Raw genomic sequence first — 14704 nt, 5'->3', positions numbered from 1 at the left:
GTCGCATCATGTCTTCTTGCGGGGACGCGAGAACACCATCTTCTGGTTGGCGAGCAGCTCCGGCGGCCCGGACCAGGCATAGGCAAGCAGCGCCGGCTCGGTCTTCGACACCGTGATGCGGTGGGTGTGTTCGGGCGGGTTGAAGATCATCGAGCCCGGCGCATAGACGCCCTGGTGGTTTTCCGAAACGTGGCCCGACAGGCAGATGTAGCTTTCCGAGATCCGGTCGTGGGCATGCGCCGGATAGGTGCAGCCCGGCGCAAAGAGCACCAGGCCGAGGATCACCTCGTTTGTGAGCACCGGCCCGTTCGGCCCGCAGACTTCCGCATAGGCGAAGGTTCGCTCCAGACCTTTCGGGATCTTCTCGTAGCCGTATTGCCACACCAGTTGCGGCGAGATCGATTCCACCGCGCGGATGAAGGTCGCGGTGCGCTCCAGCCGGCCTTCGTCGAGCGCGCGTTTCAAATGGGCGGTGACGGGCTTTTGCGCCGGCTCGCCGAAGCGCACCGCGCCGTTGGCCTTGAGAACGCGGCTGATCGCCTCGCGCACGCCGCGCTGATGGGCGCGGATCTTGTCGCTGCCGCCCGACGACATATGCCGGTAGAGCTCATAGTATTCCCGCAGCAGATAGCCGAGATCGGGAATCCGGGAGAGAGTGGTCTCGCTCATGTCGGCGATGCTCCAAGGAACCGGACGGGCCATCCCGACGGCTGTGGTGACGCTTACGGTGCCGCGACAATCGACTGTGGGCAAGCGAGAGTTTCGAGCGCTCCCCGGCTATCGGCGGGGGTGTTGCGGGCATAGGCTCGACACGGGTTCGCACGCGGGGTTTCAAGGAAGGACGGCAGGGATGAACGTGATCGTCGTGGGCGCCGGGATTTCCGGTCTCGCCACCGCATGGGCGCTGGCGAAAAAGGGCGTCGAGGTCACGCTGCTGGAACAGGGGCCGATCCCCAATCCGTTGTCGGCGTCGGGCGACCAGCACCGCATCATCCGCCGCGCCTATGGCGGGCAAACCGGCTATCAGCGCCGCATCGGCGCTGCCTTCGACGCCTGGGACGCGCTGTGGGACGACCTCGGCGCCAAGCATCTGGTCGACACCGGCTTCCTGATCGTCTCGCAGACCGGCCGCGACGAGGCGGTCGATTATCGCCAGGGGCTGGTAGACGGCGGCTTTCCGGTCGAGGATTTCTCGCCGGCGGAGGCAGCCGAACGCTATCCCTTTCTCGATTCGACCGCGATCCACAGCGCGGCCTTCAGCCCGGAGGGGGGCGTGCTCCTGTGCCAAAGGATCGCGGCCGGGGTCCGCGACTGGCTCCGGCGTTCGGGCGCGGATGTGCGCGAAAACGCCCGCGTTGCGGCGGTGGATGCGGACAAGGCCCGGGTGACGCTTGCAAGCGGTGAAGAGCTTGCCGCCGATCACGTCGTCGTCACGGCCGGGGCCTGGGTGCTCGGGCTGTTTCCAGCCCTTGCCGCCTCGCTGACGAGCTACCGCACGGCGGTCGCCTATCTCGATCCGCCGGAGGATCTGCGCGCGGCCTGGGAAGCGGCGCCCGCGATCCTCGACGTCGGCGGCACGGTCGACGGCTACGTGCTGCCGCCGGTGGCGGGGACGGGGCTGAAGGTCGGCGCGGGCATTCACAAGGTGCCATGCAAGGCGGATGACCGGCGGGTGCCGGAACCGGGCGAGGGCGAGCGGCTGCGCGACCTGTTCGGCCCGCCGTTCGCGCGCATCGCCGACTACCGGGTCAGCGATGTGGTGACCTGCGCCTATACGTTCACCCGCGACGAGCACTTTTTTGCCGAGATCGCTCCGCGCGCCACCATCGTCTCGGCCTGCTCGGGGCATGGCTACAAGTTCGGCGCGGCGGTCGGGCGCTGCGTGGCGGAGGGCGTGGTCTCCGGTGATCGCGATGCGATGCGGATCTGGCTGGAAGCACGCGACTGACCCCGGTCCGATACGGCACAGACACGAAAAAGGGCGGCAAAAGAAAAGGGCGGCATTGCTGCCGCCCTGCTATCGCTTTCCTGCATCCCGGCCGAGGCTGAACGCGCCACGTTACGCGGCGACATGAACCCGTTTCCGCGCGCTGGCAATGGCGAGACGACCGTGTTCGGCCGGTGTCCGCTTCTTCTTGATCACGATGTCGATGTCGCGTCCAAGCTTCAAGAGCATGCGGATCAGCCTGTCCGAGGTGATGCCCTCGAGCTTTCCGTTCAGGATCTTCGAGACATGCGATTGTGGAATTCCGAGGATCTCGCCTGCCTCGCGCTGGGTAAGATGACGGTGTTTGACAATCGATGCCACCTGGATCGCGAGGGCGGCCTTGAAGTCGAGTTCCCCGGCATCCTCCAGGCCAAGGTCAGCGAAGACATTTCCGCTTCCTTCGACAACGTTCTCGTTCATGTCACTTGTCTCTCTTGTAATCCGCTTCGGCCAGCTTGATGCGGGATTTGATCAGATCAAGGTCTTGTCTGGATGTCTTGATGCCGGTTTTCGACTTCTTCTGGAATGCATGAAGTACATAGACGATGCCCTTCAGGCGAAGCAGATAAATGCAGCGATAGGTGTCGCCATCGTGATTGTCCACGATTTCAAGAACACCGGACCCAAATCCCTTGAGCGGTTTTGCGCTCCCCGCCTTCAAGCCGGATTGGGCATATCTCAAGGCGGTGCCCATATCGCGTTTCACTTCGGGCGGGAAAGTCCGCATTTTCTCCTGTGAGTCACCGACCCATCGGCATGGTTTCATGCTTCGACCCTGAAAATATACTCATTTAAGTATAAAAAATCAATTCGTTCTGCGACAGGTCGCATCGCCCGGCGGGCAAACTTCGCACGCGCATTCGGCTGGGTGTGCCGAACTCAGGTGCGCGACCTTGGGTAGTATTGCTTCAGGGCGAGGCAAAAGAAAAGGGCGGCATTGCTGCCGCCCTGATGTTGCTTTTTATGCGTTCGTCGGATCTGCTCAGCCGGAATTGCATCCGTCCTTCACCGCATCAAGAATGAAGCGGGGGAGGGCGAAAGCGGCTGCATGCACCTCGGGGGTGTAGTAGCGCGTGTCGAAGCCGGCCGCGTCGAAACGACGGGTCAGTTCCTCCACGCAGACCTTGCGCAGATCCGGATTGTCGGTGGCCCAGCCGAGCGCCATATGGCCGCCGAAATAGGTCGGGATGGCCGCGACATAGGCGTAGGCATCCGTGTAGATCTTCGAAAAGTGCCGGATCGAGGTCACCAGTTCGTCGCGCTGCAGGAAGGGCACGCCATTTTGCGTGACCAGCACGCCGCCGGGTTTCAGGCAGCGATGCACCGCGCGGTAGAATTCCTCGGTAAAGAGCACGGCACCCGGCCCCATAGGATCGGTGGAATCGATCATCACCACGTCGAAGCGGCGGTCGGTCTCGGCGACGAAGCGCGCGCCGTCGGCGATCACCAGATCGAACCGCTCGTCCTGGAAGACGGCGGCATTGAACTCGGCGAAATGCTCCCTGGAGAAATCCACCACCGCATCGTCGATCTCGACCTGGGTCAGCCGCTCGATGCCGGGATGCTTGAGCGCCTCCTCGGCCATGCCGCAGTCGCCGCCGCCGACGATCAGCACCTCGGTTGCCGCGCCATGCGCCAGGATCGGCACATGCGCCATCATCTCGTGGTAGATGAATTCGTCCGCGGTCGTCACCTGGGTGATGCCGTCGAGCATCAGGACCTTGCCGAAGACCGGGTTCTCGAAGAGAACCAGGTCCTGGTGTTCGGAGCGATCCTGATAGAGCACCTTGTCGCAGCGGTACTTGACCTCGACGCCGGGGTGGAGCGTCTCGTTGAAGACGAGGTCGTCGCTCATGCGACCTCCTTGCCGCGAAGCAGTTCGCTCACTTCGGCGCGACCGGGCGTGAAAGCGCGCTTGAGCACCTCGACGCATTTTTCCGGTTGCGCGTCGCCGCACATGAAGACATCGAAGGCGGCATAGCCGGCCTCGGGCCAAGTGTGCACCGAGATGTGGCTTTCCGCCAGCACCGCGACACCGCTCACGCCTTCCGGCTGAAACGGATGCAGATGAATGTGCAGCAAGGTCGCACCGGCCTCCTCGACGCAGGTCTTGAGCGCTTCCTCGATAAAGGGGAGGTCGTCGAGACGGGTGGCGTCATAGAGGTCGATGATCAGATGCGATCCCGCACAGCGCACGCCGTCCTTTTCGATGAAATGGTCGAGCCGGTCGTCTTGCGCATGAGATGCAGGCGCGGATACTTGAGTGGTGTCTTCCGTATGGGTGGTGCTTCTTGGCTCGACGAAGGTGGACGTGTCCACGGCTTCTCTTTCACGAGCCTCCAAGTCCATCCCCAATTGGAAGAGGCCGTCGTCAGACATGGCGGTCTCCCCAACCAGTAGATGAAACCCGGGTTCAGTCCCGAAGGCGCATGATCTAAGGTGTGTCGCGTTGAATTGCAATGTAATTTTTGCAATTCCGGCATGCGCTTAATGAATGTTGTGACTATCCCAAGGAAAAGCGACGAAAAAATATGCCTGTGAATATTGTTTCTTTGACGGCTAGTGAAATTGAAGCCGTGCTTCCGGCCCTTGCGGAACTCAGAGTTCGCGTTTTTCGGGACTGGCCATATCTTTACAAAGGATCTCTGGCCTACGAGCAAGAATACCTCGCTCGCTATGCCACGTCTCCCGGTGCCGTCGTCGTTGCCGCGTTTGACGCAGAAGATCTCGTGGGAGCCGCGACCGGTCAGCCGCTGGCCGAGGAGGTCGAAGACTTTCGCGCACCCTTTTCAGCAGTCGGACTTGATCCGGATCGGTATTTTTACTTTGCGGAATCCGTGCTCGATTCCGCTTTTCGCGGCAGGGGCGCCGGCCATGCGTTCTTCGATCGGCGCGAGGCGCATGCCCGCGCGCTCGGCTTCGATCGGGCGGCCTTTTGCGCGGTGATCCGAAACGACGACGATCCGCGAAAGCCGGCGGACTATCGCCCGCTCGATCCATTCTGGAAGAAGCGCGGCTACCGGCCCGTGTCCGGTCTGACCGTGGGATTCGACTGGCCGGATATCGGCGAGACACAACACAGCCGCAAGCAGCTTCAGGTCTGGGCCCGCGAGGGACTGGGAAAGCAGACATAAAAAAAGACGCGGACCTGTGCGGGCCCGCGTCCTGTCGTCGGTCGGTGCTTGCCCTTGCGGGACTGGGTTACTGCGCCAGTTCCCAGGTGACGTTGACGCGCACCTGAAGGCTGGTCTCGCCCGCCTCGACCGGCGCAGGCGCGCTGTCGGACACCATTTCCGCGCGTGCCATCATCATCTGCGGACGCGGCCCGCCAAAGTCCTGTTCGTTGATCGAAAGCACCCGCCCGAGTTCGACGCCGGCGGCATCGGCGTAGAGCTTCGCCTTGCGCATCGCGTCCGTCATCGCCGCCTTGCGCGCCGCGTCCTTCAGGCTGTCCGCGTCGCTGACCACGAAGGAGATGCCGCCGATCTGATTGGCGCCGTCGCGCACCATCGCGTCGAGCAGCGCACCCAGGTTGGCCAGTTCGCGGACCCGTACCGTGACGTTGTTGGTGACGCGGTAGCCGAAGACTTCCGACCGGTATTCGTCGGGTCCGGTGCTTTTCAGCCGGCGATAGCGCGGGGAAACCGAAAAGCCGGAGGTCTGGATATCGCGCGGCTCGATGCCGGCGGCCTTGATGCGGGCGACGACGGCGCTCATCGCGGCGGTGTTTGCCGTCATCGCGTCGCCGGCGGTTTCGGCATCGCTGACGACGCCGCTTTGCACCATCGCCATGTCGGGGGCGGCGGAAACGCTTGCCTGTCCCACCATGTCGATCGTCGCGGTGCGCGGCGCCTCCTGTGCGCGGGCGGCGGTCGCTGCAAGGACGAGCGCGACGGTGCAGGCGGTGACGAGCGAGCGGGTGTTGGAAATGCGCATGATTTTACTCCTGATGACCCCTTGTCGGGGAAAGAACCGGTGGCGACCTTTTCCGCGAAATGCGGCGGGCGAAAGGCAGCGATCAGGGATCTTCCGATGTGACGTGGGGGGAGATCGGCTCGCCGACGTCGCCATCGGCCGACAGCAGAACGGCAATCGGGCGGGAGCCTGGAAACTGGGCGCAGATGATCAGCACCATGACGGTCAGCGGCACGCAGAGGACCATGCCGGTCACGCCCCAGATCGCGCCCCAGAAGGCGAGCGACAGCATGATCACCAGTCCGGACATGTTCAGGCTGTTGCCCATCAGGCGCGGTTCCAGAAGATTTCCGATCGAGAACTGGATCGTTCCAAGTCCCAGGCTGATGATGAAGAACGGCGTGAGCGTGTCGAAATAGACGAGCGCCAGCAGGCTCGGGAAGATCACCGAGATCAGCGAACCGATAGTGGGAATGTAGTTCAACAGGAAGGCGATAAAGCCGAAGAGCGCGGCATAGGGAAGTCCGAGCATCACCAGAAGTCCGCTGGTCAAGAGGCCGGTCAGCACGCTGACGGCTGTCTTGATGCCGAGATAGTGTCGCAGCGCCTCGGCGATCCGGTCGCGCACCTTGAACACCATTTCCGCACGCTCCGGCGAGACGAACAGGCGCGCCATCTTGCGGTCGAAGGTGGATTGCTCGAGCAGCAGGAACAGGACGTAGATGAACACCAGCGACGCGGATCCGGCGATGGTTGTGATGGCGTTTGCGCCCGCCGAAATCGCCTGGTTGAACGCATTATCGGGCATGAGGTCGCGCAGGGCCAGCGGGTTGGCCAGACCGAAGCGGGTCGAATAGGTCTTCAACAGCGCGTCGAGGCGTGCCTGGTAGACGGGCGCGTCGCGCGCCAGTTCCGTCAGGTTCGCGGTGACCACGTCGACCACGATCGACGACAGGCCGAAGATCACGGCAAGGGCAGCGGGCAGCGCGATCGCGCGCGGCAGGTGCCAGGGCCCGAAGGGAATTGCGCGCACCGCCGCCGAAAGTGCGTTGATCAGGTACCAGACCAGCAAAGCTATCGCGAAAGGCAGGAGCAGCGCGCGACCGATGAACAGCAGCCAGCCGACGAGGGTGATCGAGACGAGAACGAGCGCGACAGTTGCGGGAAAGCGCGGCATGGCGGTCCTCTGGCGGGCAGGGAATTTGCGAAATTCGAACCATTCTGCTTTTGGCGTGGTTCGCGCTGCATTGCAACTTTCCCGCAGCCGCCGCGTGGACCGTGGCGACACGCGGATCGATGCCGGGACGGGGAAACGTGCCACCGGCGGTTCCGGTAGACGCGGCGAATTGGCGAAGGGCCGTTTTCGCGCTTGCGACTTCTTGTCAGCGCTCACGCAGGTAGGGTAGGAAGAGGCTCGCAGTGGTTCCGCTTTTGAAGCGCCCCTGCGGGGCCTGTAGCTCAATTGGTTAGAGCCGTCCGCTCATAACGGATTGGTTGGGGGTTCGAGTCCCTCCGGGCCCACCATTCTTGCTTGTGTACGACCTTGCTTGTGTACGACCTGAAGCCATGGGCGGTAGATCGTACCCAAGACATGGGTGACAGTCTCGTGCCGAACGGCGCGCGTCGCTCTCCACAATTTCCCGATAGTCAGACCTATTTTGTGGCGTGCTCGCAGGTACCGCGAACCGTGGCGTGCGGGACGCCGGCCTGGACTGTCCCGCATTCGCTCACCCCGGCAGGTGCGGGGGAGACTGGCAGTAGCTCGCGATGTCGGTTGTGGGGCGCCCGATCAGGTAGCCTTGGACGAAGTCGCAGCCGCAGTCGCGCAGGAACGACAGTTGCGCCCGGTTTTCCACCCCTTCGGCGACCACGGTCATGCCGAGGCTGTGGGCGAGGTCGACGATGGAGCGCACGATCACCGCGTCGCCTCCCTCGTCTCCGACATTGTCGACAAAGGATTTGTCGATCTTGAGCCTGGAGACCGGGAAGCGCTTTAGATGGGCGAGCGAGGCGTAGCCGGTGCCGAAGTCGTCCATCGCGATGGTGAAACCCATGGCCTGCAGGCGCTCAAGCGTATCGGCCACCCGCTCCACCGCCTGACCGAGCAGCACGGTTTCGGTGACCTCGAGCTCCAGTCGGGACGGCGTCAGGTCGAAACGCGCGAGGCATTTCTCCAGCCAACCCGGAAATCCCGGGTCCTTCAATTGCGATGTGGCGACATTGACGGCGATATGGCCGGGTGCAGCACCTTCACCCTCCAGCGTTTTCAGGTGTTTGCAGGCGCCCTCGATGACGCATTGACCGAGTTGAACGCCCAGTCCCCGCTCCTCGGCCACGGAAACGAACTCCAGCGGAGGCACCGGCACGCCGTCGTGGGTCCAGCGTGCAAGGGCCTCGAAGGAAAAAACACCTGGTGTCGCGATCGAGACAATCGGTTGCAGCGCGACCGATACCCGGCCCCTGGGAATGCCGGTTCGAAGCGCTTCGGAAAGGGCGTGCCGCCGTTCCACCCTGTCGCGCAGGTCGGGATTGAACAACGTCCAGCCGTCGCGTCCGTGCGCCTTGGTCTGATAAAGTGCAATATCGGCGTTCTTCAACAGGTCCGGTGCCGTCACGCCATCCCTTGGATAAACCGCAACGCCCAGGGATACGCCGGGTCGCATGCGTTTGCCGTCAAAACCCACCGGATGGCTCAGCAGGGCATGCATGCCCTGGATCTTATCCTCGACCTCTTCCGCGACACCCGGCCCGGCGAGAAGAACCGCGAACTCGTCGCCGCCGAGACGGGCGACGTGATTGCGGTGACTGACCATCGCGCGCAGCCTTTCGGCGATCGCGATCAAAAGCCTGTCGCCGGCGTCATGTCCAAGGGTGTCGTTGACGGTCTTGAAATGGTCGAGGTCGATGATCACGATGGCGCCCTCTTCGCCGGTTCGCCCAAGGGCCGCCTCGATCTCCCGCATCACGACCGAACGCACCGCCAATTTGGTCAGGTTGTCTGTTTCCGCGATCTCGCGGATGGCGAGTTCCGCCTGTTTGACAGCGGTGATGTCGGTGCCAACGTTCACGATCACACCGGTTTGCGAGCGCCGCTCCCGGATCTGCAGCCATCGGTCGTTCAGCAGCTTCTGGACCTTGCCGTTCTGTCCGGGGTTTCGGTGATTTTCAAGCCGCGCCTTCAGCCATGCGTCACGGTCTTGCGGAGTGTTGCCGGTGTCTTCGTACTGGTCGGCCTCGAGACCGAAGCGCAGAATGTCTTCGAATCGCGCTCCAAGGGAAATCGAAGGCGCCGAGTTTTGGTAGGCGCCGACAAAGGACTGATTGAACAGGATCAGTTCGTCGTCGGCATTGTAGGCGGAGATTGCGTCGGGGATCGTGTCGATGACGTCCTGGAGCAGTTCTCGCGCCTCCTTCAGTTCCTGGCGTTGTTCCTCGTCCCGTGTGATGTCGATGAAACTGGCGATCACCTCGATCTCGTCGGAGAGATCGGACGTGGCTATGCGTGCATTGACCTGAAGCCAACGGGTGCGCCCGTCCGGCAGCCGGACCCCGACGGTATCGTTGCGGATGGCCTCGCGGGTGCGCAACACGATGGAGGAGGGCAACTCGCTGGCGGGCCGTGTGCGACCGTCCGAATAGATTGTGCCCCAGCGCGGATCCGTCAGCGCGCGCCCCAACATCTGTTCCTCGGTCAGTTCCAGCAATCTGCAGGCTTCCGGGTTGCAGCCGATGATCTCGCCCGATGCGTCGTGGAGAACGATCCCGGCTGCAACGTATTCCACGATGGCGCTCGTGCGCTGCCGGGCCTGGATCAGGTCGGTGACATCCGACTGCACGCCGACGAACCCTTCCACGGCCCCACCGGCGCCGAGGACCGGCTGCAGGTTCAGATCGACCCAGTAGTGCCGGCCGGATTTCGAGCGGTTCAAAAGCTGGGTGCGGATCTGTTGCCTGTTCGCTATGGCCTGGCCGATGGCCTCGGTTGCCGTGCGGTCGGTCCGGGGGCCCTCCAGCAGGTCGGCCGGATTTCGCCCCCGCGCCTCGGCGAAACTGTATCCGGTGCTGCGCTCGAATGCGGGGTTCACCCACTCGATGCGTCCGTCGAGATCGCAGAGGATCACCGAGCTGTCGATGGCCCGTATCACGATGTCGGAGCGGTGAAGCTGCCGTGACATCTCTTCGCGAACGGTGACGTCCCGGGTTACGCCGCGATAGCCGGTAAATTGTCCCTGCTCGTCGAATGTGGGCCGCCCCCGGACGTCCACCCAAAGGATCTTGCCGTCGGTACGGCGAAACGGGAACACAAAATCGGAAACCGGCTCGCGCGCCTCGACCCTGGAATGGTAGGCCTGCCAGTCGGATGCCGTGCAAAGGGTGTTGTCCGTAACCTCCCAGGGACACTTGCCGATCCAGGCCTTGAAATCGAGGCCCAGTTTCTCGCCGTCGCCGTGAACCTCGGTAAACCGATGATCGACGTCGACGTCCCAGACCCAGTCCGAGGAAATGTCGAGGTAGTCCTTTAGGCGCTGGTGGGCGTGGCAAAGACGCGTTTCGGCACGAACCCTCAGGGTCTGGTCGACCGACACGCCGACGCCACCGACGATGTTTTCGCCCAAAACGATGGGCGAGATCGTGGTTTCCGATGCCACGCGCCCGCGTTGCGTTTCCAGCTCCCGATCGTAACGGACCTCTTCGCCCGCGATCACCCTCAGGTGCATGTCGAGCCACTCGCGGCCGAGCAAAGGCTCCAGGCCTGTCTCCACTGGCGTGAGACCGGTCATGTCGCCGAACGTGTCGCTGTCCAGCCTGTTCTGGAAAACGTAGCGGCCCGCCCGATCGAAAATCCAGGCGGGTTGACCGAGTGTTCGCAGCGCTTCGATCAGGCTGTCGCAATGCCGGAGAATACTGTGATCCGCTTTCGGGCCGGATTGTTGTCCGTCCATCGCCCACTCCGCACCTGGCTTGCATACGCGGTACCGACTAGGCGCGCGCAGGTGCCTTTAGCACAATTTCCCTGTGCGAACAAAAACACAGTGCCGCATGAGTCGGTAGTGAAACCTTGTGTCGGAAGTGCCGACCGTACCCTGGTCGGCGCGCCCGCGCCCGCGCCCTTGCCCGGCTGGCGCGCCTGCGCGTCGAACCTATTCTGTCGCCCGGTCATGCCCGGACGCCGGTTTGTACGGCGGGCCGGGGTCGATACGCCTCACGATGGAAATTGATTTTTCACACCGGTTTGGTATCAGGGCAACACAGATGCCTTGCGCGCAGGTCCCGTAGCTCAGCAGGATAGAGCATCAGATTCCTAATCTGAGGGTCGCAGGTTCGAATCCTGCCGGGATCACCACTTCCTTTTCCTTAATCTCGACAGCCGCGATTTGCTGAAGCGCGCGATGGGCCGCCGCCATGGCCCCGGAGTCCGGAAGCTCGGGCGGTGCCGCCCGTGCGGCCTGAAATGATGCGCGCGTCCGCGCCGGCCGATCGGGACATCCCGACCATTGATCCACCCAAAGCAATGACCAGCTCATGCGTTCCCCCTCCATTGGCCGCTCCGACATCCCGGCTCGCGCGTTTGCCGACCGGCATCGCTCAAGGTCGGGAGCTCATGATCGATGGTAAGAACCCTAGAGAAAATCCGCAATGATTGCATACGTAGTCATATGCAATCAGTCTCTGTCGAGACACGCGGTTTCGGCGTCGCTCCGCGAGGGAGGTCGGCGGTAGGCTTTGCCGCACGTGGATGCGCCATGAGGCCCGGTCGAAGGCAAGGCCGTAAAGCAAGGGGACGGAAGGACCGGGGCGGATGGCAAATGGGCGGGCGAACGGCCCGCGTGACGGCTTCGCCGCCGCGGGCCGAGGCCGTTCCCGGCTCATGTGGGGGTCAGCAGCCGTTCGGCCGCTGCGGCCCGAGGTCGATCTGGCATTCGTTGGTGAGCGCGCCGATGGCCGCGCCGCCGACGGCTCCAGCCGCCGCACCGGCCAGAACCGGACCGCCGGCGATCGCCATGACACCGGCGCCGGCGGCGGTGCCGATGGCGCCGCCCGTCACACCACGCTCGAAACGGTTCGAGCCGCAGGCGCTCACCATCAGCGCGAGTGCAAGAATGCCGGCAACGCCGGCGGATCGAGGAAGACGCATGACACACATCCTTGGGGTTTGCCCAGCCCGTCGCGATCCTGACGCGGCAAGGTGAACGGTGGGTAAACGCATCGGCCCGCAGAGCCGACATCGATCGCCGTTCGGCGCGGATCGCTGTGGGGCGGGCCTTGCTCCCGGGCTGCGCTTCGACTAAGACAACCCCCAGTTTCCCCTCACCTGTATCAGCGGAGTGGCAGGCACCTATGGCGCGCCAGTTCATCTATCACATGCACGGTCTCACCAAGACCTACACGGGTGGCAAGAAGGTCCTCGACGGAATCCATCTGTCGTTCTACCCGGACGCGAAAATCGGCATTCTCGGTCCCAACGGCGCCGGCAAGTCGACGCTGCTTCGGATCATGGCCGGTCTCGACAAGGAGTTTACCGGCGAGGCCTGGGCGGCCGATGGCGCCAAGATCGGCTATCTGCCGCAGGAGCCGCAGCTCGACGAGAGCAAGACGGTTCTGGAAAACGTCATGATCGGCGTTGCCGACAAGCAGGCCATTCTCGACCGTTACAACGAACTGATGATGAACTATTCCGACGAGACGGCGGAAGAGGGCGCGAAGCTTCAGGACATCATCGACAGCCAGGACCTTTGGGATCTGGACTCGCAGGTCGAGATGGCGATGGAGGCCCTGCGCTGCCCGCCCGCCGACTGGCCGGTCGACAACCTGTCTGGCGGCGAGCGCCGCCGCGTGGCGCTGTGCAAGCTGCTGCTCGACCAGCCCGACCTGCTGCTCCTCGACGAGCCGACCAACCATCTCGACGCCGAGACGGTGAACTGGCTTGAAAAGCACCTGCGGGAATATCCCGGCTCCGTGCTGATCATCACCCATGATCGCTACTTCCTCGACAATGTCACGGGCTGGATCCTGGAGCTCGACCGCGGCCAGGGCATCCCCTACGAGGGCAATTACACCGCCTATCTGGAAAAGAAGGCGAAGCGCTTGGAGCAGGAATCGCGCGAGGACGTCGCCCGCCTCCGTGCCCTGTCGCGCGAGCGCGAATGGATGGGCATGAGCCCGAAGGCGCGCCAGACCAAGTCGAAGGCCCGTATCAAGGCCTATGACGAGCTGCTCAAGGCCAACGACGACCGGCTCAACAATCCGAACGCGCAGATCGTGATCCCGGCCGGCCCGCGGCTTGGCCAGAATGTCATCGATGTCGAAAACATCTCCAAGGCCTATGGCGACAAGTTGCTGATCGACGGCCTGTCGTTCCAGCTGCCGCCCGGCGGCATCGTCGGCGTGATCGGGCCCAACGGCGCCGGCAAGTCGACGCTGTTTCGGATGCTGACAGGTCAGGAAACGCCGGATTCCGGCGATCTGAACATTGGCGAGACCGTCAAGCTCGGCTATGTCGACCAGTCGCGCGACACGCTCGATCCCGACAAGACGGTGTGGGAGGAAATCGCCGGCGGCCAGGAGATCATCTATCTCGGCAAGAAGGAGATCAACTCGCGCGCCTATTGCTCGTCCTTCAACTTCAAGGGCGGCGATCAGCAGCAAAAGGTCGGATCGCTCTCCGGCGGCCAGCGCAACCGCGTGCATCTGGCCAAGATCCTGAAATCGGGCGCCAACGTCTTGCTGCTCGACGAACCGACCAACGATCTCGACACCGAGACGCTGGCGGCGCTGGAAGACGCGCTTGAGGATTTCGCCGGCTGCGCCGTCGTGATCAGCCATGACCGCATGTTCATGGACCGTCTGGCGACGCACATGCTGGCCTTCGAGGGCAACAGCCACGTGGAGTGGTTCGAGGGCAACTTCGAGGATTACGAGAAGGACAAGATCCGCCGCCTCGGCGCGGATGCAGCCAATCCCAAGCGCATCAAGTACAAGCCGCTGACGCGCTGACGCGTGTCCGGCGTGGTCTTTCAAGACATGCAGGCGGCGGGTCCCCAGGGCCCGCCGTTTTCGTTTGCGGGCGCACGGCGCTTCCCGCCTGCGGGTCCGGGTTTTCTTTCCGGGCGGTTTCGTCTTTAAAGAAGCACATTGAGCAAACCGGCGGCGCGTGTTGCCGCAAGCAGAGGGCATCGCGGCATGACGGCGGATCTTTTCGGGCGGGAACAGGTGGACGAACTGGAGATCGTGCCGGCGCGCAAGGTCGCGGGTCTGGTGGCGAAAGCGTACGCCACGCCGGATGCGGAGGACTTCCAGACGCGATGGACGGCCGCCCTCAAGGTCGGGTTCGAGGGGATCGCCGGCGACCGCCATGGCGGCTTCACCCGAAAGTCGGGCGGGCGCGAGCCCTGGTATGCACGCGGCACGGAAATGTGCAACGAGCGCCAGATCTCCCTTGTGTCGACAGAAGAACTCGCCGCCATCGCCGAGGCGATGGAAATCGCGCGCATCGACGCCGGCTGGATCGGGGCCAATGTGCTCATCGAGGGGTTGCCGCGCCTGACGCTGCTTCCGCCGCGCACGCGTCTCGTCTTTGCCGGCGGGGTGGTGTTGCGGGTCGATGGCGACAACACCCCCTGCCGGATCGCCGGCGGTGCGATTGCCGCGCAATACCCGGATCGCGAAGGCCTCGATCTCTTGTTCGCCAAACTGGCCAGGCGCCAGCGCGGTCTTGTCGCCTATGTCGAGCGTCCCGGCGTCATCCGTCCCGGCGAGGAGGTGGTCGCCCACGTTCCGGAGCACTGGCTGTATCGCTGAACC

Annotated in this window: 13 protein-coding genes and 2 tRNA genes; 6 read left to right on the top strand and 9 right to left on the bottom strand. The window is 63.4% G+C overall.

Translation table 11 applies throughout. The features are described 5' to 3' along the window. Window positions 1-6: 6 nt before the first annotated feature. Entirely contained in the window at window positions 7-669 is a 663-nt protein-coding gene (locus tag BLU32_RS13270) for a dimethylsulfonioproprionate lyase family protein (protein WP_093811016.1), read from the bottom strand. 181 nt (window positions 670-850) lie between these two features. Here BLU32_RS13270 and BLU32_RS13265 point away from each other — a divergent pair, with 181 nt between their 5' ends. Then, window positions 851-1948, top strand: a complete 1098-nt coding sequence (locus tag BLU32_RS13265; protein ID WP_093807665.1) for an FAD-binding oxidoreductase — start codon at window positions 851-853, stop codon at window positions 1946-1948. Window positions 1949-2059: 111 nt separating this feature from the next. Here BLU32_RS13265 and BLU32_RS13260 read toward each other — a convergent pair whose 3' ends face one another. The 4 genes from BLU32_RS13260 to speD all read right to left on the bottom strand — a co-directional run bounded on the left by BLU32_RS13260 (window position 2060) and on the right by speD (window position 4366). Further along, window positions 2060-2407, bottom strand: a complete 348-nt coding sequence (locus BLU32_RS13260) for a helix-turn-helix domain-containing protein (protein ID WP_093807663.1) — start codon at window positions 2405-2407, stop codon at window positions 2060-2062. 1 nt (window position 2408) lies between these two features. Beyond that, entirely contained in the window at window positions 2409-2714 is a 306-nt protein-coding gene (locus tag BLU32_RS13255) for a type II toxin-antitoxin system RelE/ParE family toxin (protein WP_244501700.1), read from the bottom strand. Window positions 2715-2969: 255 nt separating this feature from the next. Next, the gene (gene speE, locus BLU32_RS13250; protein ID WP_093807659.1) at window positions 2970-3842 is read right to left on the bottom strand and encodes a polyamine aminopropyltransferase; all 873 of its coding nucleotides are present in this window, start codon (window positions 3840-3842) and stop codon (window positions 2970-2972) included. After that, window positions 3839-4366, bottom strand: a complete 528-nt coding sequence (gene speD / locus BLU32_RS13245; protein WP_093807657.1) for an adenosylmethionine decarboxylase — start codon at window positions 4364-4366, stop codon at window positions 3839-3841. The genes speE and speD overlap by 4 nt, the downstream gene beginning before the upstream one ends. Window positions 4367-4455: 89 nt before the next feature. Between speD and BLU32_RS13240 the strand changes: the two genes are divergently transcribed. Beyond that, window positions 4456-5121 carry a GNAT family N-acetyltransferase gene (locus tag BLU32_RS13240; protein ID WP_371326929.1) on the top strand — a complete coding sequence of 222 codons (666 nt, stop codon included), beginning with the start codon at window positions 4456-4458 and terminating at the stop codon, window positions 5119-5121. A 67-nt stretch (window positions 5122-5188) separates the two neighbouring features. Here BLU32_RS13240 and BLU32_RS13235 read toward each other — a convergent pair whose 3' ends face one another. Together BLU32_RS13235 and BLU32_RS13230 are read right to left on the bottom strand one after the other, a co-directional pair. Then, the gene (locus BLU32_RS13235; RefSeq protein WP_157727670.1) at window positions 5189-5923 is read right to left on the bottom strand and encodes an SIMPL domain-containing protein; all 735 of its coding nucleotides are present in this window, start codon (window positions 5921-5923) and stop codon (window positions 5189-5191) included. An 82-nt stretch (window positions 5924-6005) separates the two neighbouring features. Then, window positions 6006-7079: an AI-2E family transporter gene (locus BLU32_RS13230; RefSeq protein WP_093807651.1), complete on the bottom strand. Its 1074-nt coding sequence runs from the start codon at window positions 7077-7079 to the stop codon at window positions 6006-6008. 270 nt (window positions 7080-7349) lie between these two features. Here BLU32_RS13230 and BLU32_RS13225 point away from each other — a divergent pair. Beyond that, window positions 7350-7426, top strand: a tRNA-Ile gene (locus BLU32_RS13225). A gap of 203 nt (window positions 7427-7629) precedes the next feature. Here BLU32_RS13225 and BLU32_RS13220 read toward each other — a convergent pair. Beyond that, entirely contained in the window at window positions 7630-10845 is a 3216-nt protein-coding gene (locus BLU32_RS13220; protein WP_093807649.1) for a bifunctional diguanylate cyclase/phosphodiesterase, read from the bottom strand. A gap of 324 nt (window positions 10846-11169) precedes the next feature. Here BLU32_RS13220 and BLU32_RS13215 point away from each other — a divergent pair. Continuing rightward, a tRNA-Arg gene (locus tag BLU32_RS13215) sits at window positions 11170-11246 on the top strand. A 534-nt stretch (window positions 11247-11780) separates the two neighbouring features. Here BLU32_RS13215 and BLU32_RS13210 read toward each other — a convergent pair. Beyond that, complete coding sequence (locus BLU32_RS13210) at window positions 11781-12038, bottom strand: hypothetical protein (RefSeq protein ID WP_093807647.1); 258 nt, start codon at window positions 12036-12038, stop codon at window positions 11781-11783. Window positions 12039-12241: 203 nt separating this feature from the next. Between BLU32_RS13210 and ettA the strand changes: the two genes are divergently transcribed. Both ettA and BLU32_RS13200 read left to right on the top strand, forming a co-directional pair. After that, window positions 12242-13897 (top strand): energy-dependent translational throttle protein EttA, encoded by a 1656-nt coding sequence (ettA, locus tag BLU32_RS13205; RefSeq protein WP_093807643.1) that lies wholly within the window; start codon window positions 12242-12244, stop codon window positions 13895-13897. Between the two features lie 186 nt (window positions 13898-14083). After that, a complete protein-coding gene (locus BLU32_RS13200; protein WP_093807641.1) occupies window positions 14084-14701 on the top strand; it encodes an MOSC domain-containing protein in 618 nt (205 codons plus the stop codon). Window positions 14702-14704 lie beyond the last annotated feature (3 nt).

It is taken from the genome of Stappia sp. ES.058, from assembly GCF_900105595.1.
In the GTDB taxonomy this organism is placed as follows: Bacteria; Pseudomonadota; Alphaproteobacteria; order Rhizobiales; family Stappiaceae; genus Stappia.
Note: the sequence above shows the minus strand (reverse complement) of the source record. Positions and strands in the feature narration are given on the sequence as shown.